24 protein-coding genes are annotated in these 20,073 nt (G+C 61.7%); 13 read left to right on the top strand and 11 right to left on the bottom strand.

What is annotated here, in order from left to right; translation table 11 throughout:
• Window positions 1-8: 8 nt before the first annotated feature.
• The 11 genes from EV664_RS09740 (at window position 9) to EV664_RS09700 (ending at window position 7,752) form a co-directional block, all read left to right on the top strand.
• Complete coding sequence (locus tag EV664_RS09740) at window positions 9-2,231, top strand: hypothetical protein (protein ID WP_133495504.1); 2,223 nt, start codon at window positions 9-11, stop codon at window positions 2,229-2,231.
• Window positions 2,218-2,370, top strand: a complete 153-nt coding sequence (locus EV664_RS19210; RefSeq protein WP_162848813.1) for a hypothetical protein — start codon at window positions 2,218-2,220, stop codon at window positions 2,368-2,370. The genes EV664_RS09740 and EV664_RS19210 overlap by 14 nt, the downstream gene beginning before the upstream one ends.
• A gap of 18 nt (window positions 2,371-2,388) precedes the next feature.
• Window positions 2,389-2,739 carry a hypothetical protein gene (locus EV664_RS09735; protein ID WP_133495503.1) on the top strand — a complete coding sequence of 117 codons (351 nt, stop codon included), beginning with the start codon at window positions 2,389-2,391 and terminating at the stop codon, window positions 2,737-2,739.
• Window positions 2,736-3,002 (top strand): DUF7940 domain-containing protein, encoded by a 267-nt coding sequence (locus EV664_RS09730; RefSeq protein WP_133495502.1) that lies wholly within the window; start codon window positions 2,736-2,738, stop codon window positions 3,000-3,002. The genes EV664_RS09735 and EV664_RS09730 overlap by 4 nt, the downstream gene beginning before the upstream one ends.
• The gene (locus tag EV664_RS09725) at window positions 2,989-3,594 is read left to right on the top strand and encodes a glycosyl hydrolase 108 family protein (RefSeq protein WP_162848812.1); all 606 of its coding nucleotides are present in this window, start codon (window positions 2,989-2,991) and stop codon (window positions 3,592-3,594) included. Before EV664_RS09730 ends, EV664_RS09725 begins: the two co-directional genes overlap by 14 nt.
• Window positions 3,594-4,064: a hypothetical protein gene (locus EV664_RS09720; protein ID WP_133495500.1), complete on the top strand. Its 471-nt coding sequence runs from the start codon at window positions 3,594-3,596 to the stop codon at window positions 4,062-4,064. The genes EV664_RS09725 and EV664_RS09720 overlap by 1 nt, the downstream gene beginning before the upstream one ends.
• 40 nt (window positions 4,065-4,104) lie before the next feature.
• Entirely contained in the window at window positions 4,105-4,269 is a 165-nt protein-coding gene (locus EV664_RS19205; protein ID WP_162848811.1) for a hypothetical protein, read from the top strand.
• Window positions 4,256-4,576 carry a hypothetical protein gene (locus tag EV664_RS09715; protein WP_133495499.1) on the top strand — a complete coding sequence of 107 codons (321 nt, stop codon included), beginning with the start codon at window positions 4,256-4,258 and terminating at the stop codon, window positions 4,574-4,576. Before EV664_RS19205 ends, EV664_RS09715 begins: the two co-directional genes overlap by 14 nt.
• Before the next feature lie 3 nt (window positions 4,577-4,579).
• Complete coding sequence (locus EV664_RS09710) at window positions 4,580-5,647, top strand: hypothetical protein (protein WP_133495498.1); 1,068 nt, start codon at window positions 4,580-4,582, stop codon at window positions 5,645-5,647.
• 387 nt (window positions 5,648-6,034) lie between these two features.
• On the top strand, window positions 6,035-7,075 hold the full coding sequence (locus EV664_RS09705) for a Ppx/GppA phosphatase family protein (RefSeq protein ID WP_188656395.1): 1,041 nt from the start codon (window positions 6,035-6,037) through the stop codon (window positions 7,073-7,075).
• Window positions 7,072-7,752 carry an RlmE family RNA methyltransferase gene (locus EV664_RS09700; protein WP_133495497.1) on the top strand — a complete coding sequence of 227 codons (681 nt, stop codon included), beginning with the start codon at window positions 7,072-7,074 and terminating at the stop codon, window positions 7,750-7,752. Before EV664_RS09705 ends, EV664_RS09700 begins: the two co-directional genes overlap by 4 nt.
• Window positions 7,753-7,765: 13 nt before the next feature.
• Here EV664_RS09700 and EV664_RS09695 read toward each other — a convergent pair whose 3' ends face one another.
• Window positions 7,766-8,665 carry an NAD(P)/FAD-dependent oxidoreductase gene (locus tag EV664_RS09695; RefSeq protein WP_133495496.1) on the bottom strand — a complete coding sequence of 300 codons (900 nt, stop codon included), beginning with the start codon at window positions 8,663-8,665 and terminating at the stop codon, window positions 7,766-7,768.
• Between the two features lie 105 nt (window positions 8,666-8,770).
• On the opposite strand from EV664_RS09695, the gene EV664_RS09690 reads away from it, so the two are divergent.
• Window positions 8,771-9,238, top strand: coding sequence for an RrF2 family transcriptional regulator (locus EV664_RS09690; RefSeq protein WP_133495495.1), 468 nt, complete (start codon window positions 8,771-8,773; stop codon window positions 9,236-9,238).
• Between the two features lie 57 nt (window positions 9,239-9,295).
• Here EV664_RS09690 and rpoZ read toward each other — a convergent pair whose 3' ends face one another.
• Window positions 9,296-9,640 (bottom strand): DNA-directed RNA polymerase subunit omega, encoded by a 345-nt coding sequence (gene rpoZ / locus EV664_RS09685; protein ID WP_133495494.1) that lies wholly within the window; start codon window positions 9,638-9,640, stop codon window positions 9,296-9,298.
• Between the two features lie 125 nt (window positions 9,641-9,765).
• Here rpoZ and EV664_RS09680 point away from each other — a divergent pair, with 125 nt between their 5' ends.
• Complete coding sequence (locus EV664_RS09680) at window positions 9,766-10,923, top strand: phospholipase D-like domain-containing protein (RefSeq protein WP_133495493.1); 1,158 nt, start codon at window positions 9,766-9,768, stop codon at window positions 10,921-10,923.
• 3 nt (window positions 10,924-10,926) lie between these two features.
• On the opposite strand, the gene fghA is transcribed toward EV664_RS09680, so the two are convergent.
• The 9 genes from fghA to EV664_RS09635 are packed head-to-tail and all read right to left on the bottom strand — an operon-like array spanning window position 10,927 to window position 20,072.
• Window positions 10,927-11,763 carry an S-formylglutathione hydrolase gene (fghA, locus tag EV664_RS09675; RefSeq protein ID WP_133495492.1) on the bottom strand — a complete coding sequence of 279 codons (837 nt, stop codon included), beginning with the start codon at window positions 11,761-11,763 and terminating at the stop codon, window positions 10,927-10,929.
• Between the two features lie 6 nt (window positions 11,764-11,769).
• Window positions 11,770-12,165, bottom strand: coding sequence for a VOC family protein (locus EV664_RS09670; RefSeq protein WP_229668191.1), 396 nt, complete (start codon window positions 12,163-12,165; stop codon window positions 11,770-11,772).
• 30 nt (window positions 12,166-12,195) lie between these two features.
• A complete protein-coding gene (locus EV664_RS09665) occupies window positions 12,196-13,308 on the bottom strand; it encodes an S-(hydroxymethyl)glutathione dehydrogenase/class III alcohol dehydrogenase (RefSeq protein ID WP_133495491.1) in 1,113 nt (370 codons plus the stop codon).
• 58 nt (window positions 13,309-13,366) lie between these two features.
• Complete coding sequence (gene cyoD, locus EV664_RS09660) at window positions 13,367-13,678, bottom strand: cytochrome o ubiquinol oxidase subunit IV (protein WP_133495490.1); 312 nt, start codon at window positions 13,676-13,678, stop codon at window positions 13,367-13,369.
• Window positions 13,678-14,301, bottom strand: a complete 624-nt coding sequence (locus EV664_RS09655) for a cytochrome c oxidase subunit 3 (RefSeq protein WP_133495489.1) — start codon at window positions 14,299-14,301, stop codon at window positions 13,678-13,680. The genes cyoD and EV664_RS09655 overlap by 1 nt, the downstream gene beginning before the upstream one ends.
• Window positions 14,298-16,385, bottom strand: coding sequence for a cbb3-type cytochrome c oxidase subunit I (locus EV664_RS09650; RefSeq protein ID WP_133495581.1), 2,088 nt, complete (start codon window positions 16,383-16,385; stop codon window positions 14,298-14,300). The genes EV664_RS09655 and EV664_RS09650 overlap by 4 nt, the downstream gene beginning before the upstream one ends.
• Entirely contained in the window at window positions 16,385-17,278 is an 894-nt protein-coding gene (locus tag EV664_RS09645) for a COX aromatic rich motif-containing protein (protein ID WP_133495488.1), read from the bottom strand. The genes EV664_RS09650 and EV664_RS09645 overlap by 1 nt, the downstream gene beginning before the upstream one ends.
• A complete protein-coding gene (locus tag EV664_RS09640; RefSeq protein ID WP_133495487.1) occupies window positions 17,275-19,068 on the bottom strand; it encodes a glycoside hydrolase family 15 protein in 1,794 nt (597 codons plus the stop codon). Before EV664_RS09640 ends, EV664_RS09645 begins: the two co-directional genes overlap by 4 nt.
• Complete coding sequence (locus tag EV664_RS09635; protein ID WP_133495486.1) at window positions 19,065-20,072, bottom strand: SDR family oxidoreductase; 1,008 nt, start codon at window positions 20,070-20,072, stop codon at window positions 19,065-19,067. The genes EV664_RS09640 and EV664_RS09635 overlap by 4 nt, the downstream gene beginning before the upstream one ends.
• Window position 20,073 lies beyond the last annotated feature (1 nt).

Below are 20,073 nucleotides of genomic sequence, written 5' to 3'. Positions count from 1 at the left end.
AGTGGGCATTGGCGGTCGAAACCCTTATCCGGGAATTCAGCTATAAGCCGGGCGCGGCGAAAGCGCCCGAAGCTATCCGCTTTGCCTTTCTCGATCCCGCCGACCTGATCGTCACGCACATTGCCGCCGATACGGGCACGGCAAATGTGCTGAGCGCCGGGCTGCACTATGTCATTGCGGGTAACGGGCGCACCGCCAGCGCCACGATTGCGGCGACGGGGACATGGCCCGCCAATGATCTGTTCCGCGTGGTCCGTTCGACGGGACTGAAGCAACCGGCAAAGATACCGCCGGGCCAGCCCCTGCCCTCCGCCGATATCGAGCGCGAGCTGGATCGTAGCGCACTGACGGCGCAGGAGCGGCAGGCCGATCATGATCGGCTGAACGCGGTTGCGCTGAAGCTGCCCGATGGCGAGGTTGCGGAGCCGCTGCCCAAGGCGAGCGAGCGCGCGGGTGGCGGTAAAGTCCTTGCGCCTGATCCGGTGACGGGGGGCATGAAGATACTGCCGGCGTCGATGTTCGGGAAAGGCGAGCGCGGTCCGAACGGCTACAGCGCCGCGACGCTGGAGCAACTTAAGGCCGCGCCGGTTACCGATGGGCCGTTGATGTGTGCGCCCGATGGACAGAAGGCGTCCGTTTACAATTATCGGAACGATCGCGACTATACCGGCCTTTGGGATAATGAAAATTACATCGCCAGCGATAGTGGTGGGACTGGCGCTTGGGTTAAGCAGGGTGCGGATAGTATCCGAGCGGGTAATGGCGAGACGGTGCAAGAGAGCCTTGACCGCAAAGCCAATCCTGCTGGCACTCGAACTGCACTTTCCACGCTTCCTACGACAGCCCCTGCAATTCTTACGGAAGGAGTCCCGGCAGCATCAGGCCGGTTTGGCACCTTTATTTTTCGGTATGCCGACTTGTCCTCCCTCGTCACAGCCGATCCGGACCAAGGGATTTGTATAGCTCCGTCCAGCGATACGACCGGCGCAAGTGGCGCTTGGGTGCGCGTCTTTGACGGCGAAATCAATGCCAAGTGGTTTGGGGCTGTTGGCACTGGTGCTATTACGAATGAGGATATTGCGATTAACGCAGCGATCAAGGCTGCGATCGCATATTCGTCCTACAGTTCGGTCGGGATGGCAGTGCGCATTCCTGCTGGAAGTTACAAGATAGTCTCTACAATCGACACAACCGCAGGCGGCACGGGGCAGGTCGCGCTGCGAGGTGACGGCGAGTTCGCAACGCGCATTTTCCCGCAGTCGGACATCACCGCTATCAAGATGGCTTCGTCGTATATCCGATGCGGGGGTTTCTCGGTCGAGTTCTCGCCCGCTGCGGCGGCCTCAATCGCCAGCACGCGCCTTGCAGTCGTTTTTGCCAGTTCGTCCAACCAGCTTGCGTATGCCGAAGTCTCGCACATCTCGACGCTCTACGCCTATCGCGGGTTCACGCTCCCTAACTATACGGGCGGAACGATGGGAAATACCTATCTCACTACTCTCCGCAAGCTGTCGTCTATCGCATCGGCTGATTACGGGTTTTACTTTGACAGCAAAAATGGATCAACCACGCTTCGAATGGAGCAATGCTATGCAAAGTGCTTCGACATGGTTGGCAGCGCTTACGGCAAGGGATACTATTTCAACAACATAAACGATATAATGTTGGAGGGCTGCGCCGTAGACGGCTCTATTGATTCATGGATATTTGCACAAAACTATAATACATTCATTGTCAACGGTTTTGCTGTTGAGTCTTGTAAGATAGTAAGTTCTGTTGCGACGGCGATGTATTTCAACGGGTCAAGCAACAAGATTGATGGTTTAAAGTTCATAGGCTGCACCTTCGATGTTAAAAGCGGAAATGCGCGGGCGCTATTCTTTGCTGGTAACGCACAACGCAACACGGTTCGCGGCTTCTCCGAACAGGCATCGACTGTCGGCAGCGGCACCACCAAATACGTCATCGCGTTCGCTAATGCAGCGACATGGGTCTACGTTCCTGATGAGTCCGTACCTTACACGTCTATTCTGGACAACGGCTTCTATAGCCAACTGACCTATGGCGGCGTCCGCTACAGCCGCACCAATAACGCGCCCACAGCGGGGGCAAACTTGCAAGGTGCTGTAGTAATGAATCGCGAACCCTCCGCCGGGGGTTCGCCGGGCTGGGTATGCGTGACCGCTGGGACCCCAGGAACGTGGAAGGAGATGCCGAATGTCGCCGCATGACCTGTTCCCGCAAGTGGGAACGGACAGTGAAGCGCATCGCCGGTACATGGCGTTGATCGCGCTTAGCATCCGCCTTGATAGCGGTGAAGACGAACTATCAGTGAGAGCCGCCAAAGAATTGCTTGAGGCAGGGCAATGAGACGGAGGCCCACCTACCATGCCTGACACCAGCCAAAGCGCAGGGAATGCGGCGCAGGTGCGCATGATCGCCGAACAACTGGGCGACGTGTTTCTGGAGAAAATGATGCGGCATAGTCCGCCCCCGCCATCGAAAGCGGAGATCCCGCCTATCCTGAAAGTCGCGGGGGGAATCGTCACGGCGCTGATGACCGCAGCGATTATCGGGGTCTGCTTCTGGATCATCACCACACTGTCGGACATGAAAGATACGGTGGCGCGGATGGACGAACGCCTTGCGCTCACCAGCAACAATACCGGCCAGCGGATCGATCAGATCGACCGGCGTGTCACCCAGCTGGAAGCGCTGCACCGGGGAGATCGCCCATGAGCGTGCTTCGCAAGCTGCGCGTGCGTCTGGTCGCCGACTGGCGGACGGCGTGGCGCTGGTGGTCGGTGCAGTTCGGCGGGCTGGCGGCGCTGTTCCTGCTGCTGGCAGAGCTGCCGGAAAACGTCCTGAGCATCTGGGGGATGTTGCCCGCCGAGACGCGGTCGCTTTTGCCGCACTGGTTCGATCATGCCGCGCTGGTGTGCGGCGGGGTCGCCTTCGTGCTGCGCTTTGTCAAACAGGGGAAAGACGATGGCGACGAATAAGAAAAAGATCGCGGGCGGAGTTGGCGGCGCGGTGGCGTTGATTTTGTCGGCCATCGTGGCGGTTGAGGGCGGGTTCGTTGACAATGCGAACGATCCGGGTGGCAAGACAAAGAACGGCGTCACCGAAAAGGTCGCTAGGGCGGACGGCTATACCGGCCCGATGCAGGAACTGCCGGAAGACCGGGCGCTGAAAATCCTTTCGACCAATTATCTGGAGAAGCCGGGGTTGCTGCCGCTGGTTGAGCGCAGCCCGGCTTTGGCGAAGGAAACGGCCGATCAGGTGGTAAATTTCGGGCCGCATCGCCCGTCCTGCTACTTCCAGCGCGCGCTCAATGCGCTGAACGATCGCGGTCGCATCTATCGCAATATCAAGGTCGATTGCCGGATCGGCCCGGCCACGATCGCGGCATGGGATGCGCTGGCGGCGAAGCGCGGCAAGGCCGATGCCTGCCGCGTCATGGTGAAGCTGATGGATGCGCAACAGGGTGTGGAATATCTGCGCCTGTCGGAAGTGAACGCCAAGCTGCAAACCTTCACCTATGGGTGGGCGCGCACCCGGCTTGGCAATGTGCCGCTGGCGGAGTGCGGCTGATGCTGTCCGCCCTCCTTTCGGCGCTCCTGCCGAACGATCTGTGGACGTGCCTCAGCGCTGTCTTCGCGGTGCTGCTGATCGTGGGCGTCTGGATCATGCCAGCGCTGGAAATGCAGGTGCGCATTGCCATCACTGCGGGCGTCGTCGTCGTCGTGACGATCGGGGCGCTCTATGGCCTGTGGCAGGGTGCCGAGGAAAAGGCGGCGGGGTTCCGTATCGAGGCGGAAGCAGCGGCCGCGCAACTCGCCAATGCCGAGAAACGGATGCGCGTTCTGGAACAGGCCGCCGCCGAGCGTGAGGCCGACCGAACCGAAGTCCAAACCATGAAGGACGATCTGACCGATGCGATACGCAATGCCGATGCGGGCGCGGCTCCTGGCCCTGCCGCTGTTGCTCTTGGCTGTGCCCGGTTGCGGCGCGCCGGATCGACTTCCTCCCCCGAATATCAGCGTATCTGCGCAGGACGTTGAGGCGGCGAACACGCCGAAGCCTGCGCCGCCCGCGAGCATCGTGACCGATGATGCTGCCTCGTCGCTCTACGACGCGGCGGTCGAGGTGTGGGGCGAAACGGTCAGCCGCGCATGGGGGCGCATCTGCCGGTCGATGATGCGGCAGGACGTGGAGATTGTGTGTCCGGCGGGATCGATGAAGGGGAACAGCAATGCAGGTGAATGACAAAGGCGCTATCGAGCCAACGGCGTCGGTCGCGGTGAACTATGCCGACCGATCGATCGCGGCTCTTACGGCAGGCCAAGCCGCTGGCACCTCGGCGATACTTTCCCCTCACAGCCGGGGCACCCGTCGCGCACTGATGATTGTGCCGCCCAGCGATTGCGTGCTGACCATCGCGAGCGGGGCAGAAACAGGAGTGCCGCTGTTCGGCAATCTTCCCAATCGTGTTTCGGGCAGTGATTGCCCCGCGAACGAGCTGTTCGTTTCGGGTCTCGCCGAGGGCGACGCTCTGACGATCTGGGAGGGATGAGCGGTGGACGTTTACGGCCTTTTTGGTGCGCGTGGCCTGCTCCCCGGCGTAAGTGAGCGCGCGATTGCAGCGCTCGGCCTTACTGAGATGGAAGCCCTAGAAGCGATTGCCGAGGCTACCACGGTTGAAAGTGGCTTGCGGGCAATCGGCATCCTCCCCGGCACAGGTGGGGCGCCTTACCGAAACAGGCTGATGTATAGGCCACCAGCGTTGTCAGCCCCTATTACGACGATTCTTCCTGCCGGGTACCAAGGCGACCCTGCCGGTGCATCGACGGCCACCGATTTGCTTTTCCTTGCTCCAGCTATTCCGCGCGTCAGTGGCTTCAATCTCACCAAAGGCCGCAATGTTCGGCTGATCGGCGGGAGGATTGATTACAACCCCGGCACCGGATCACGGGCGATCCAGTGGGCCGGTATCAGCGAAAGCATCTTTATTGAGGGCGTGGCGGTCAATCTCATACGTCGCCCATCCGATGCTTTTTCTGCGGGCGGAGGTGCAGGTCTATATCCCGACGTCTACCTGCAAAATTGCTGGTGCAATGGACTGCGTGGTGAAAACGCTACGCTGCATCCTGACTTTTTTCAGCTCAGCTATCCGATCAGGAATTTCTATTCCCATAAGACCACCTTCACCACCAATTATCAGGGTTTTTTTCTCGCTGCGCAAAGTGCGATTACCGGTAACCTCGTAATCGACGAATCGAACGCATATTGCCTCGACAATACAGCGGCGGATAGCGGATACGCGTCGGCCTATTGGTTCAGCGATAGCGTCGATCAGTGGAACAATACGTCGCACAAAATAGTGTGCCGAAAGATATATGTGGCGCCCGGAACCGATCGAACGGTGCGCGACCGCGTTACGATATACGCTCCCGGCTATCCAGACGGGCGCGGCGTTCTTTCCTCGGACGAACAGGGGCAATTCGTCTGGTATCCCGACCTTTATCCGCGCTTAAGCGACGGTCGCGGCAATCCTGCCAAGTTCCGTGAAGGCACGCCACCGGGCGGCGATTATTGTCGCGAAAACGATGTGGGCTCTGGCTATGGCTCGCCGGGGTACAGATAACTGCATGCCGCTTGCCAGAATCTAACGAAGTTAGCGTTGGCGATCCCAAAAACAGGCAGCATGATAGCCGTGCGACAAAAGGCGGGCTTCACCGCTAAGTCGCACAGAGTTTGCACGCTAAGTCATTGAAATATAAGGAACGTCGCAACACTTGCCATTAGACGACGGGGCAACGAGGTGGCGGCTCTAACGCCCGGTTTTGCTACGGTCAAGGGGGTTGGTGGGTGTCCCTCGACATCGCGGAGCGAATCCCCGCGTTCATCGTCGCAAACATGCTGACGCTTGCCGTGCCACGCCGTTCGCGTTAGCGTTGTTACCAAGCACCGGGCGTTGCTGGCGCAATTCGTGCGCGGGCGATGCGACGGAAGAAAATAAGCGAGTGACGGCATGGGGAATTATCCCGCCCGGGTGCCGCACCGGCAGGGCAAGGGCCCACGCCGACAGGCGCCCACTTCGCCAGCGCGCGCGCGCTGGCCGCAGGCACGGCATTATGCCGCGCTGGATTTAGGAACGAATAATTGTCGGCTGCTGATCGCACGGCCGCAGGGCAATGGCTTTACCGTGGTCGATGCCTTTTCGCGAATCGTGCGACTGGGCGAAGGGCTGACCTCGTCCGGTCGACTGAGCGATGCAGCGATCGAGCGGACCATCGCCGCGCTGCGCGTATGTGCGGACAAGTTGAAACGGCGCAATGTGACGCTCGCCCGCTCGGTCGCGACCGAGGCGTGCCGCCGCGCATCGAACGGCCCCGCGTTCATCCGCCGGGTGTATCGGGAGACCGGGATTCTGCTCGATATCATTTCGGCGGAGGAAGAGGCGCGACTCGCGGTGCTCGGCTGCCACGCCCTGCTCGAACCCGGCGAAGGACCGGCGGTGGTGTTCGATATCGGCGGCGGCTCGACCGAACTGGTGCTGATCGATGCGGCCGAGCCGGTGCCGCGCGTGCTCGACTGGCACAGCGCGCCCTGGGGCGTGGTGTCGCTGACCGAAGCGACTCGCGAAGCCGGCATTACCGATACCGCCCGGCAATATCGCCATATGCGCGAAACCGTGACGAAGAGCTTCGCACCCTTTGCCGCGCGGCTGCCCGACCTGCCGGACGGCCATCGGCTGCTGGGTACCAGCGGCACGGTAACAACGCTGACAAGCGTGCATCTGGGGCTGGAGAGCTATGATCGAAATCAGGTGGATGGGCTGATCGTGCCCTCGGACGACATGCGCGGGGTGAGCAGCGCGATCGCGCAGATGACGCTTGCGGAGCGCTGCGCGGTTCCCTGTATCGGGCCGGAGCGCGCCGATCTCGTCGTAGCGGGTTGCGCGATTCTCGAGACGATTCTCGATCTGTGGCCCGCCGAGCGGCTGGGCGTTGCCGATCGCGGCATACGCGAGGGGATATTGCGCCGCCTGATGAACGGACGCGACCATTGAGCCGGGGCGGAAGAGGCGGCCATACGCGCGTTCGCACCTCACGCGGGCGCACCGCCCAGTCGACTCGCTGGCTCGAGCGGCAGCTCAACGACCCGTATGTGAAGCGCGCCAAGGCGGAGGGCTATCGCAGCCGCGCGGCGTATAAGCTGATCGAGCTGGATGAGAAATTCGGCCTGTTAAAGGGCGCGAAGCGAGTCGTCGATCTGGGCATCGCGCCGGGCGGCTGGACTCAGGTCGTGCGACGTAAGGTACCGAAGGCGGAGATTGTCGGTATCGACCTGCTCCCCGTCGATCCGATTGAGGGCGCGACGATCTTTCAGATGGATTTCATGTCCGACGCAGCACCCGATACGCTGATCGAGGCGCTGGGCGGACGCCCTGACCTGATCCTGTCCGACATGGCAGCGAACACCGTGGGGCACCCGCAAACCGACGCACTGCGCACCATGGCGCTGATCGAAACCGCCTTCGCCTTTGCCGAGGATGTGCTGGAGCCCGGCGGCTCCTTCGTCGCGAAGGTATTTGCGGGCGGCGCCGATGCCGATCTGGTCGCGCAGATGAAACGCGCCTTCGCCACGGTCAAACACGCCAAGCCGCCGTCAAGCCGCAAGGGTTCGGTCGAATGGTTCGTCGTGGCGCAGGGGTTCAAGGGGCGCGCCGAGCCGCCTTCGGAATAGCGCGCCCGCTGCATCAGCGGATTTCGGTAACCAGCGACTGGTGTGCGGCGACCCCGGCGAGCACCCCGGACGCGGAAGCGAGCGTCCCATTGTGCATCGCAGCTGCCGCATCGCCGGCGGCGAATACCCCTATGACCGAGGTCTTTCCCCATGGATCGACCCGAATGAACGCGCCGCTCGGCCCGTCTTCCATCGCGCACCCGAGCTGATCGGCAAGATCGCTTGCTTGCCGGGTAACCGGCGCAGTGAAAATCGCGGCCAGTTCGATGCTGCGACCATCGGCCAGCCGGACCGCACTGACTTGCGGAGCGCTGCCCAGCACCTCGACCACCGGCGTGCGTTCGATCGCAACGCCGCGACGGGTAAGCAGCGCTGCTTCTTCGGCATCGGGTTCGTACGCGCCCTGGGTAAAATAGGTCGCGCTGCCCCAGTCGGGAATCAGCGCCGCCTGATGCGCCGACGCACGATGGTTGGCGATGACCCCGAGTTTATGATCGCGCACCTCATAGCCATGGCAATAGGGGCAATGAAGCACGGTTTCGCCCCAGCGTTCGGCAAGGCCCGGAATCGGCGGCAGTTCGTCGCGAACCCCGGTGGCAAGGACCATCCGGCGTGCCTCAAACCGACAGCCATTCTCTGTGATCGCGACGAAACCGCCCGATCTGCCTTTGACGCTGGCGACGTTCCGGCGAATGATCTCGGCCGTAGGATACGCAAGAAGCTGGCGCGATGCATCGCTCATGATGGCATGGGGCTGTCGCCCGTCCTGACCAAGAAAGCCGTGTGCGGCATGCGCAAAGCGATTGCGCGGCGCTCCGGCATCGATCAGCAAAACGCGCTGCCGTGCGCGGGCAAGCTGCATTGCCGCTGATTGACCTGCGAAACTGCCGCCGATGACGATAGCATCGTACATGGGTATGATCCTCATTTGGGCTGATTCATGTAACGTATGATATTACGTAACATGCGGGGCCCGTCTTGCAACCTTTAATGTGTCATGAATTTGGATAAGGACGGAATGAAGCTGGATTCACGTTTGTCGCGGATGCTGCACATCCTCGTCCATATGGCGCGCGCAGACGGGCCGATCACGTCACAGGCGGCGGCGGAGATGCTCGACAGCAATGCAGTGGTGGTGCGACGAACAATGGCGGGGCTGCGCGATGCCGGGCTGGTGCAGTCAGTGAAGGGGCATGGCGGCGGCTGGACGATCACCGCTGACCCGGATCAGGTCACCATGTTGCAGGTATATCGCGCGGTGGGCGAACCCCGCATCTTCTCGATCGGACTGGCCGACCCCAATCCCGACTGTCTGGTCGAACAGGCGGTGAATGCGTCGATGCGCGCCGCGCTGAAAGAAGCGGAAACGGCGCTGGTGGCGCGGCTGGGCGAGGTTACGCTCGCTGACATTGCCGATGATTTTGAACGGCGCTTCGCCATGCTGGATGAAGAGGCCAAAAGCGCATGGCGCAATAGCGGCAAATAGCAAAAAGCCCCGGACCATGCCGGGGCTTTTCGAATCTCTCAGCCGGAGCGGAAGGGCTTAGCCTTCGTAATCGCTGCCCGCATTGGTGTTGCGCGGCGGCGCGGCGGCGGTCAGGCGCAGCGCCTCTGCCGAGGCCGAGAGCGAGCCGATTTCATCGGGCGCTTCCTCATCGTCGATCTGAACGCGCTGAAGCGATTGAATCGCGCCTTCTTCCAGCTCGCGCGGCTTCACCGTCTGCTCGGCGATCTCGCGCAGCGCGACGACCGGGTTTTTATCGCGGTCGCGATCGACGGTCAGCTCCGCACCGCCCGAAATCTGACGGGCGCGCTGCGCCGCGAACAGGACGAGGTCGAACCGGTTGGGAACCTTATCGACGCAATCTTCGACAGTAACGCGCGCCATGAAACGCTTCCTTCAAACTTGACGGTGTGCGGAAAGGTCGTTGGCTATCAACCGAAAGGTGAAAAGTCAAGAATTGGGGCGCACGCGGCTTGCCCGTCCGCGCGCCCGGTGCGACAAGCCGCCTTATGCAGGCACCGCCCGAACAGCCGACCTTTACCGTGGAGGGCAATCGCCTGACGCTGCTCGACACCGGACCGCGGCGGCTTGATGCGCTGCTGTCGCTGATCGCCAATGCGCGCCGCAGCCTGCGTGTCCTTTATTATATCTATGTCGACGATTCGGTCGGCACCCGGGTGCGCGATGCGATGATCGCGGCGATCGGGCGCGGGGTAGAGGTGTCGCTGATCGTGGATGCGCTGGGCAGCGACAAGGCCGACGACCATCATTTCTTCGAACCGCTGCGCGCGGCCGGAGCCGAGGTCAGCCGCTTCGTCCCCCGGCTCGGGCGACGCTATCTGCTGCGCAACCATCAGAAGATGGCGATTGCCGATGAAAGCTGCGCGATCATCGGCGGGTTCAATATTCAGGACAGCTATTTCGGTACGGTTGCGGATCAGGCCTGGCGCGATCTGGGGCTCCTGATCGACGGGCCGCTCGCCGACCGGCTGGCTGGCTATTATGATGCGCTGGAACGCTGGACCCGCCGCGAGCGGGCACCGCTGCGTGCATTATCGCGCACGCTGGGCACATGGAGCGAGGCGAGCGGCAAAACGCGCTGGCTGTTCGGCGGGCCGACGCATCGCCTCTCCCCCTGGGCGCGAACGATCAAGCGCGAGATCGACCGCGCCGACAGCATCGATATGATCGCCGGCTATTTCGCGCCCGGCCCCTCCATGCTGCGCCGGCTCGACAAAGCGGGGAAGCGCGGGCGCGTGCGAATCGTCCTGCCGTCGAAGAACGACCATGGTGCCGCCATCTGGGCGTCGCGCTTCACTTATGCGGGCCTTTTGCGCAAGGGCGTCAAAATCTACGAATATCAGCCGACGAAGCTGCACACCAAATTGTTCGTCATCGGCGATGCCATCTATATCGGCTCGGCCAATTTCGATGTCCGTTCGATGTTCCTCAACCTCGAAATGATGCTGCGCATCGAGGATCCGGTCTTTGCCGCGCATGTCCGCGCCTATGTCGAGACCGAGATCGCCGATTCCGCCGAAATCACGCGCGAATATTATAAGCAGTTCACCACCCCTTGGCGGCGGGTGAAACAGGCCACCGCCTATTTCGTGATGGCGATCCTCGACTATAATGTCACGCGCGGCCTGAACTTCGGCGACGAGTGAGGCTTATTTCAACCGCTCGGCATGCCAGGCGATATGATCGGCCATGAAGGTCGAGATGAAATAATAGCTGTGATCATAGCCGGGCTGACGCCGTAGCGTCAGGTCGATCCCGGCGCGCTCGCATGCCTGTTCGAGCAGTTCGGGGCGTAGCTGACCGTCCCCCAGAAAATTATCCGACAGCCCCTGATCGACCAGCAGTTCGGGCGCGCTGGCCCCGTCATCGATGAGCGCGCAGGCGTCATAGGCTCGCCATGCCGCCCGGTCCTCACCCAGATAGCGGGTGAAGGCCGTTTCGCCCCACGGCACCTGCATAGGTGCGACGATCGGCGCGAAGGCGGAGATGCTGCGGAACCGGTCGGGATTGCGCAGCCCGATGGTGAGCGCGCCATGCCCGCCCATCGAATGGCCGGTAATACCCTGCCGCGCGATATCCGCCATCGGAAATTCGGCGGCGATCAGCGCGGGCAGCTCTTCCTCGACATAGCTGCGCATCCGGTAGTGCTGCGCCCAGGGCGCTTCGGTCGCGTCGAGATAGAAGCCAGCGCCGGTGCCGAAATCATAGCGGTCTTCATCGGGGACATCCGGCCCGCGCGGGCTGGTGTCAGGCGCGACGAAGATCACCCCTGCTTCGGCACAGGCGGCGCGAAACTCACCCTTTTCGGTGACATTGGCATGGGTGCAGGTCAGCCCCGACAGATACCACAGCACGGGCAGCTTCGCGCCCGCTTCATGCGGCGGCACATAGACCGAAAAGGTCATATCGGTGCCGGTACTGGTGGAGGCGTGGCGGTACACGTTTTGCTCGCCGCCATGCGCCTTGTTGCTGCTGACCTGCTCCATGTCCGCTTACTCGCCCCGATAGATGCCGCAGATTTTATGGCCGTCGAGATCGAGGAAATAGCACAGATGCGCCGCGCCCATGCTGGTCTCGCGCTTGCCCGGCGGGTCTTCGATCGACTTCCCGCCAGCAGCGATCGCGGCGTCGTGGAAGTCCTTCACCTGCTGTGGCGAGTTGCATTTGAAGCCGATCGTGCTGCCATTGCCTTCGCTCGCCGGTTCGCCGTTGATCGGCTGGGTCAGGGCAAATGTCGTTCCATCCATCATGAAGAACGCGCGCTTTGCGCCCGCGGCGCTGACATTGTCGAACGCCTTCACCTCACCAAAAACACCCAGAACCTTGGTGTAAAAGGTTTTTGCGGCATCGATGTCATCGGTGCCGACCATTACATGGTTCAGTTGCATCTCATTCTCTCCTGTGGCTGATCTTCGCGTTCAGAACATCACGACGCTGCGGATGCTCTCACCCTTGTGCATCAGGTCGAACCCCTTGTTGATCTCCTCAAGGCTCAGCACATGGGTAATCATCGGGTCGATCGCGATCTTGCCGTCCATATACCAGTCGACGATTTTCGGCACATCGGTACGACCGCGCGCGCCGCCGAACGCGGTGCCCTTCCATACGCGCCCGGTGACGAGCTGGAACGGCCGGGTGGAGATTTCCTTGCCCGCTTCGGCAACGCCGATGACGATCGATTCGCCCCAGCCGCGATGCGCGCATTCCAGTGCGGTGCGCATGACTTCGGTATTGCCGGTCGCATCGAAGCTGTAATCGGCGCCGCCATCGGTCATTTCGATGATCTTCGCGATCGTTTCCTCGCGACTCATCCCCTTCGAATTGAGGAAGTGGGTCATGCCGAACTTACGGCCCCATTCCTCGCGATCCGGGTTGAGATCGACGCCGATGATCCGGTTCGCCCCGACCATTTTCGCGCCCTGAATGACGTTTAGGCCGATCCCGCCCAGCCCGAACACGACGACATTGCTGCCCGGTTCAACCTTGGCGGTATGCACCACTGCACCCACGCCGGTGGTCACGCCGCAGCCGATATAGCAGCTCGTCTGGAACGGCGCGTCGTCGCGGATCTTTGCGACCGCGATGTCCGGCAGCACGGTGAAGTTGGAGAAGGTCGAGCAGCCCATATAATGGAAGATCGGCTGCCCTTTATACGAAAAGCGCGTCGTTCCGTCGGGCATCAGCCCCTTGCCCTGCGTCGCGCGGATCGCGGTGCACAGATTGGTCTTCTGGCTGAGGCACGATTTACACTGGCGGCATTCGGGGGTGTAGAGCGGGATGACATGGTCGCCCGGGTTCACGCTGGTGACGCCCGGTCCGACCTCGCGCACGATCCCTGCGCCTTCATGGCCCAAAACGCTCGGGAACAGCCCTTCGCTGTCGAGCCCGTCAAGCGTATAGGCATCGGTATGACATATGCCGGTCGCCATGATCTCGATCAGCACTTCGCCGGCCTTGGGACCTTCAAGGTCAAGTTCGACGATCTCAAGCGGTTTTTTGGCTTCGAACGCCACGGCTGCGCGGGTTTTCATGGCTGCTCCTTTGGGATGAATGGGAAGGTCGGTCGGGCGGCGCGGTTAGCACGCGATTTCACATCATGCGATGATGGAGATTGGCAAGGATGACCAGGGTTCCCCCGACCATCAAAAGCGTGATGAGGGTCGAAAACAGAATGAGCTGAAGGTCGTCCCGCGCCGAGCGCTCAAGATCGATGTGCAGAAAGAAACGGAAATGCACGACGATCTGAACCAGCCCGAGCGCGAAGACGATTCCGATCGCGGTTTGCGGGGGTGCCAAATGGAAACGCACGGTCGCAAACGCGGCGCAGGTCAGCACCAGCGCCGATACGAACCCGATTGCATAGGTGCGCAACTGGCGACGATAAGCGTGCTGCTGATCCATCAGGCAAGCCCCTGCAGATAGACGACCGAGAAAATCCCGACCCAGATAATGTCGAGAAAATGCCAGAACAAGCCGAGGCGAAGCACGTTGATCTTCACTCGTGCATCGAGTCCAAAGGTGCGTATCTTCGCGATCATCACGACCGCCCAGATACAGCCTGCCGTAACATGCAGTAAATGCGTCGAAACCAGTGCGAAAAAGGCCGAAAGATAGCCGCTGCGCGACGGCACCTCGCCCTTCGCCGCCATCGACGCGAAATCGTGAAATTCCCACCCGATGAACAACAGCCCGAGCAAGAGCGTCACGCCGAGCCAAGCCTGTAGCTGATGCTGCTTATGTTCATATTTCATCGCCAGCGAAGCGAGGCCGAAGGTGAAGCTGGAGGCGAGCAAAATCAGCGTTTCGATGAACGCGCTTTTCATCTCATAAACCTCGTGCGGCACCGGTCCGCCCGCCGTACCGCGCAGCATCACGCCATAGGTGGCGAAGAGCAGCGCGAAGAGCACTGCATCGCTCATCAGGAACACCCAGAAACCGAAAATGCCCGCACCCGCCTTTTCATGCGTCATCGGGTCGGCATGCTGCAGGTTCAGCCCGGCATGTTTGATTTCATCCGCGCTCATGCCGCAGCCCCCTCAGCCAGCCCCTGATTGGCGGGGGTGGTTTCCAGTTCGCGCGGAATGCCGCGCGCCGCCGCGACCTGCGAGAGCCAGCGCTGATGCTCGCGCGCGACCTCAGCTGCGGGGATCGTTTTGTAGATATCGCGAACGAAGCTCCGCGCGATCACCACGCCCCAGATCGCAACAAACGCCGCCGCGGCCAGCCACCAGATATACCACACCAGTCCGAACGCACAGGCAGCGCCCGCGATGCCGAGCAGCGGTCCGACCTTGCTGTTCTTCGGCATTTCGATGTCGTCATAATGGCGCGGCGGATCATAAGCGGTGCCATGCTCCTTCGCCGCATAAAATGGGTCGCGCGTCTCAATATCGGGGATATGCGCGAAATTATATTCGGGCGGCGGCGCGGCGATGCCCCATTCGAGCGAGCGCGCATCCCATGGATCGCCGACCGGTACGCTGGCTTCTTCGCGCCGCCGGATGCTCACCCACAACTGAACGAACAGCGCGACCAGCCCGGCGAGCACCAGAAAGCCGCCGACCGCCGCGACGAGCAGCCAGGGCAGATATTCGCTCTGAAACACGCCCGCCATGCGGCGCGGCATGCCCATCGCCCCCAGAACATACAGCGGCATGAAGGCGAGATAAAAGCCGCTGACCCAGCATCCGAACGCGATCCGCCCCCAGCGTTCGTCCAGACGGAAGCCGAACGCCTTGGGAAACCAGAACTGATAGCCCGCGATCATGCCGTAGAGCAGGCCGGGGATCAGCATGTTGTGGAAATGCGCGACCAGAAACAGCGTATTGTGGACGACATAATCGAGCGGCGGTACGGCGAGCATGATGCCGCTCATCCCGCCGATCACGAAGGTGACGATGAAGGCGATCGAAAACAGCATCGGCACGGTAAAGCGCACCCGCCCGCGATACATGGTGAGAATCCAGTCATAGACCTTCACACCCGTCGGAATGCCGATCGTCATCGTCGCCACGCCGAAAAAAGCATTGATATCGGCATTCTGCCCCATGGTGAAGAAATGATGCAGCCACACGGTGAAGCTAAGCACCGCGATCGCCATGGTCGCATAGACGAGTGATCGATAGCCATAGAGACGCTTCGATGAAAAGGTCGATATGACTTCCGAATACACCCCGAATGCGGGCAGAATCAGAATATAGACTTCGGGATGGCCGAACAGCCAGAACAGGTTGGCATAGTTCATCATATTTCCACCAAGGTCGTTGGTGAAAAAATGAAAGTCGAGATAGCGATCAAGCGCCAGCAACGCCGTCGCCACGGTCAGCGGCGGCATGGCGAAAATCATCAGGATCGACACGCATAGCGAGGTCCAGCAGAATAAGGGCATGCGGAACAGATGCATGCCCGGCGCGCGGCTCTTGTAAATCGTGACCGCAAAATTGATGCCGGTCATCATCGTGCCGAGCGAACTCAGCGTCACTGCCCAGATCCAGTAATCCGGCCCGACGCCCGAATTGAACGCCATTTCGGTATAAGGCGGATAGCCCGACCAGCCGCCGGTAGAAAATTTGCCGATCACCAGCGACGCCATCATCAGCACCGCGCCTCCCACCGTCATCCACAGGCTGACCGAGTTGAGCAGCGGGAAAGCGACATCGCGCGCGCCGATCTGAAGCGGCATGACATAGTTTATCAGGCCGATCAGGAACGGCATCGCCATGAAGAAGATCATGATCGATCCGTGCGTGCTGAACAGTTCACCGAAATGTTCGGGTTTGACGATACCCGGCTGATTGACCGCCACCGCCTGCTGCATCCGCATCAGCACTGCCTCGATCACCGCGCGGGTCAGCATCACCCCGGACAAAGCGATGTACAGAATCCCGATCTTTTTGTGGTCGAGGCTGGTGAACCAGTTCTCCCACAAATAGCGCCATTTGCGCATCCGGGTGATGATCGCGAAGGCAGCGATCGCGCCCAGCACCACCATCGCCGCTGCCCCCGCCGCGATCAGCCTGTCGAGCGAAGGCTCACGCCATGCACGGACAAAGGCGAAAGAATCGAGATCGATCCGGCCGAGCAGCCAGAACCATGCGCCATGCACCATCACTGCATCGCCTCATCACCGGCGGGGCCGGATACCGGCTTATGCTCCGGGTACATATATTTCCTCATGATTCTGTCGAACATGCCAGCGGGCACTGCGGAAAAGCTGATCGGGCGGGCTATCACCGACTCTTGCGACAACCGCGCATAGGTCGCGCGGTCGAGCGGGCGGTCGCCCTGCGCGGTCTGCGCCGCCCATGCATCGAACGCAGCGGAGGGCACCGCGAGCGTCTCGAAATTCTGCTTGTGAAAGCCTTTGCCGTTATACTGCGTATTCTCCCCGAAATAGCTTCCGGGCCGATCGGCTTTCAGGTTCAGCTGGGTCCGCATTCCGGCCATCGCATAAATCTGCCCGCCAAGCTGCGGGATCATCAGCGACTGCATTACCGTGTCGCTGGTAAGGTCGATATGGACCGGACGCCCGACCGGGATCACCAGCCGGTTGACCGTCGCAATATGCTGATCGGGATAGATGAACAGCCATTTCCAGTCCAGTGCGACTGCCTGCACCCGAACCTCGCTTTTGCCGGGCAGGCGCTTATAGGGATCGAGCCGGTGGGTGGTGGTCCACAACACCACGCCCAGAATCGCGACGACGACTACCGGCACGCCCCAGACCAGCCATTCCAGCTTCCAGCTGAAATCCCAGGTCGGGCGATAGTCGGATTGCCGGTTTCCCTGCCGAAAGCGCCACAGCACATAGGGAAGGCCGATAAACACCGGCAGCACCACCAGCATCAGCAGCGCGGTGACGATCCAGAACAGGTCCCGCTGCTCGGCGGCAACCGGCCCCGCCGCCTGAAAGAAGCTGGGGCTGTGCGCACAGGCCGATAGCGGCGCGGCGAGGAGCAGAAGGAGAAGCGACCGGCACCCTGCCGGCAGCCCGGCCCTCATGCCAGACGCGGCGGCCGACCGTCCGCCGAAATGCTGAGCGCGGTATTGACCAGCGCGACATGGCTCAATGCCTGCGGGATATTGCCGATCTGGCGACCATCCTCCATCCAGCATTCCTCGCTGAGCAGGCCGAGATCGTTCGCGCTGTTGAGCGCCGCGTCGAACAGCCGCCGGGCATCCTCGCTCCGCCCCTGCTGCGCATAGACATCGGCGAGCCACAGCCCCACCGCGACGAACGCGCCTTCGGCTCCGCCGACGCCGTCATCGGTGGTGTCGTTCGAATAGCGATAGACCATATCGCCGCTCATCAGCTCGCGCTCGATCGCATCGACCGTTTTACGCATCCGTTCGTCCGTCGCATCGATAAAGCCGACGATCGGCAGGCGCAGCACCGCCCCGTCCAGCGCATCGTCATCGAACGCGCGGGTAAAGGCCCCGCGATTTTCGTTGAAGCCATGGGTGAGCACCTGTTCGCGGACCTCTTCGGCCAGATCGCGCCAGCGCCGTGCGCGTTCGGGCATGGCGTCGCCCAGCATTTTTGCCGCGCGATCGAACGCGACCCAGCACATCACCTTGGAATAGACGTGATGTTTCGGATCGCCCCGGCTTTCCCAGATCCCCGCATCGGGCTCGCGCCACAGCGTTTCCAGCTTTTCGGCCAGCGCGGCGATCAGATCGTCGCTATCCTCTGCCAGACCATGGCAGCGCGCGACGCAGATCGCGTCGATCACCTCGCCGTAAATGTCGAGCTGCACCTGCCCGACCGCGCCGTTCCCGAAGCGCACCGGCCGCGAATCGCCGAAGCCCTGCAACCAGTCCGCTTCCCATTCAAGTGAATGGCGATTGCCGTCGATCGCGTAAAAGGGCTGCACATCGATCGGTTCGCCCGCCACCGCGCGGCGCAGCCATTCGATCCATTCGCGCGCCTCATCCTTATGCCCGGTGTGCAGAAAGCCGAGCAGGGTAAAGGTCGCATCGCGCAGCCAGCAGAATCGATAATCCCAGTTGCGCTGACCGCCCGGCCGTTCGGGAAGCGAAGCGGTCGCCGCCGCGACCATCCCGCCGGTATGTTCATGGACCAGCGCCTTCAGCGTCAGCAGCGATCGCCGGACCGCTTTGTCCGCAATCCCCTCATATTCGGTCTTGTCCGCCCAGTCGCGCCAGAAGCGTTCGGCCTCTTCCAGCGCCTTTTCGGGATCGATAGCGCGCGGCACCTCGCTTTCGCTTTCGAACCAGGTGAGGCACAGCGCCTTTCGCTCGCCCTCGCGCACGGTGAATTTTCCGGTGAAGGCGCGGTCCTGATGCCCGATACAGCAGCAAAAGCGAAGGATGACTGCGTTCGGTCCGGCAATGGCAAGCATCTCGCCATCGTCATGCTGCCGAACCATGGGATGCGTCCGGCCATGGTCGAAGCGAAGCGCGAGCCGCGTCTCCAGCTCCACCGCGCCACGCCGCCCTTCGATGATCCGAACGATATCGGGCGCTTCGCCGCGCTGCACCGGCATGAAGTCGATGATCGCTACTTCGCCGCCCTCAGTCTCGATCACCGTTTCCAGGATCATCGTATCGTCGCGATAGGACCGGCTGGTGCGCAGCGGCGCATCGGTGGCGCCAATCCACCAGCCGCCATTTTCCGCAGTGCCGAGCAGCGAGGCGAGACATGCCTGACTGTCGAATCGCGGCATGCACAGCCAATCGATCGTCGCATCTTCATAGATCAGCGCCGCCGTCTGCCCGTCGGAGATCATCGCATGGCCGCCAATATCGTGCGGCCGCCAGTCGGGCGTCATGCGTTCTGCTTCCGCGTCAGTGCGACCAGCCCTGCGCCCGCTGCCGCGATCAGACCGGCGGCAAGGCTCACCCGATGTTTGGTGGCAAACAATTGCGGGCTATGCCGCCGCGCCGTAGCATCGAACCGGCCATGCGCGCCATGATCGCCGGCAACCGGCGAATAGAGATTATTCTCGCGCCCTTCGCTGACCTCATGCTTGCCCTGCTGCCCCGAAACGGCAGTGCGGCCGAGATACCAGTCGAGGATCGGCGAGAAGAATTTGTCGGCCCAGATCGCCTGCCAGCTCGATACGCCGACCTGCACCTCCTTGCGCCGGTGGTGCGCAGCGAAATGGATCGCCTCGGCGGCGATTTCGGGCTGATAAGGCGGACTGGCCGGGCGCGGCTGTTTGGGCATGTTCGTCTTGATCCAGTCGAATTGCGGCGTGTTGACGCCGGGCAGCTGGACCATCGACACATGCACCTTGCTGTTCGCGGCGATCAGTTCGGAACGGACCGAATCCTGAAAGCCCTGAATGGCGTGCTTCGCCCCGCAATAGGCCGATTGCAGCGGCACCCCGCGATAGGCAAGCGCCGATCCGGTGAGCACCAGCGAGCCCTTGTTCCGCGCCATCATCCGGCGAAGCGCGGCGCGCGCGCCGTTGACCTGACCCAGATAGGTCACCTCGGTGACGCGCTTATAGTCTTCGGGCTCCATATCGACGAAGCGCGAGAGCACACCGGCAAAGGCGACATTGACCCAGATATCGATCGGGCCGAATTTCTCCTCGACCTGCTGCGCCGCTGCCTCGACCGCGTCGTTATCGGCGACATCGCAGGGCAGGATCAGCGCTTCGCTGCCCATCTCCTCAACCTCACGCGCCGCCGCGCGCAACCCGTCCATGCCGCGCGCGATCAGGCCGATCTTGACGCCGTCCTTTGCGAACCGCCGCACCACCGCGCGCCCGACACCGGCAGAAGCACCGGTCACAACGACCACAGGAGTATTTCTAAGCGTTGCCATT

The organism is Stakelama pacifica, from assembly GCF_004361835.1.
GTDB lineage: Bacteria > Pseudomonadota > Alphaproteobacteria > Sphingomonadales > Sphingomonadaceae > Sphingomonas > Sphingomonas pacifica.
Note: the sequence above shows the minus strand (reverse complement) of the source record. Positions and strands in the feature narration are given on the sequence as shown.

Coding starts and splice junctions, on each gene's coding strand:
- EV664_RS09690 (WP_133495495.1), top strand. CDS start 8,771: ATGAAGCTGGATTCACGTTTGTCGCGGATGCTGCACATCCTCGTCCAT.
- EV664_RS09725 (WP_162848812.1), top strand. CDS start 2,989: ATGGCGACGAATAAGAAAAAGATCGCGGGCGGAGTTGGCGGCGCGGTG.
- EV664_RS09735 (WP_133495503.1), top strand. CDS start 2,389: ATGCCTGACACCAGCCAAAGCGCAGGGAATGCGGCGCAGGTGCGCATG.
- EV664_RS19210 (WP_162848813.1), top strand. CDS start 2,218: ATGTCGCCGCATGACCTGTTCCCGCAAGTGGGAACGGACAGTGAAGCG.
- fghA (WP_133495492.1), bottom strand. CDS start 11,763: ATGGAGCAGGTCAGCAGCAACAAGGCGCATGGCGGCGAGCAAAACGTG.
- cyoD (WP_133495490.1), bottom strand. CDS start 13,678: ATGGATCAGCAGCACGCTTATCGTCGCCAGTTGCGCACCTATGCAATC.
- EV664_RS09705 (WP_188656395.1), top strand. CDS start 6,035: ATGGGGAATTATCCCGCCCGGGTGCCGCACCGGCAGGGCAAGGGCCCA.
- EV664_RS09655 (WP_133495489.1), bottom strand. CDS start 14,301: ATGAGCGCGGATGAAATCAAACATGCCGGGCTGAACCTGCAGCATGCC.
- EV664_RS09720 (WP_133495500.1), top strand. CDS start 3,594: ATGCTGTCCGCCCTCCTTTCGGCGCTCCTGCCGAACGATCTGTGGACG.
- EV664_RS09680 (WP_133495493.1), top strand. CDS start 9,766: ATGCAGGCACCGCCCGAACAGCCGACCTTTACCGTGGAGGGCAATCGC.
- EV664_RS09665 (WP_133495491.1), bottom strand. CDS start 13,308: ATGAAAACCCGCGCAGCCGTGGCGTTCGAAGCCAAAAAACCGCTTGAG.
- EV664_RS09695 (WP_133495496.1), bottom strand. CDS start 8,665: ATGTACGATGCTATCGTCATCGGCGGCAGTTTCGCAGGTCAATCAGCG.
- rpoZ (WP_133495494.1), bottom strand. CDS start 9,640: ATGGCGCGCGTTACTGTCGAAGATTGCGTCGATAAGGTTCCCAACCGG.
- EV664_RS09645 (WP_133495488.1), bottom strand. CDS start 17,278: ATGAGGGCCGGGCTGCCGGCAGGGTGCCGGTCGCTTCTCCTTCTGCTC.
- EV664_RS09670 (WP_229668191.1), bottom strand. CDS start 12,165: ATGCAACTGAACCATGTAATGGTCGGCACCGATGACATCGATGCCGCA.
- EV664_RS09715 (WP_133495499.1), top strand. CDS start 4,256: ATGCAGGTGAATGACAAAGGCGCTATCGAGCCAACGGCGTCGGTCGCG.
- EV664_RS09635 (WP_133495486.1), bottom strand. CDS start 20,072: ATGGCAACGCTTAGAAATACTCCTGTGGTCGTTGTGACCGGTGCTTCT.
- EV664_RS09640 (WP_133495487.1), bottom strand. CDS start 19,068: ATGACGCCCGACTGGCGGCCGCACGATATTGGCGGCCATGCGATGATC.
- EV664_RS09650 (WP_133495581.1), bottom strand. CDS start 16,385: ATGGTGCATGGCGCATGGTTCTGGCTGCTCGGCCGGATCGATCTCGAT.
- EV664_RS09730 (WP_133495502.1), top strand. CDS start 2,736: ATGAGCGTGCTTCGCAAGCTGCGCGTGCGTCTGGTCGCCGACTGGCGG.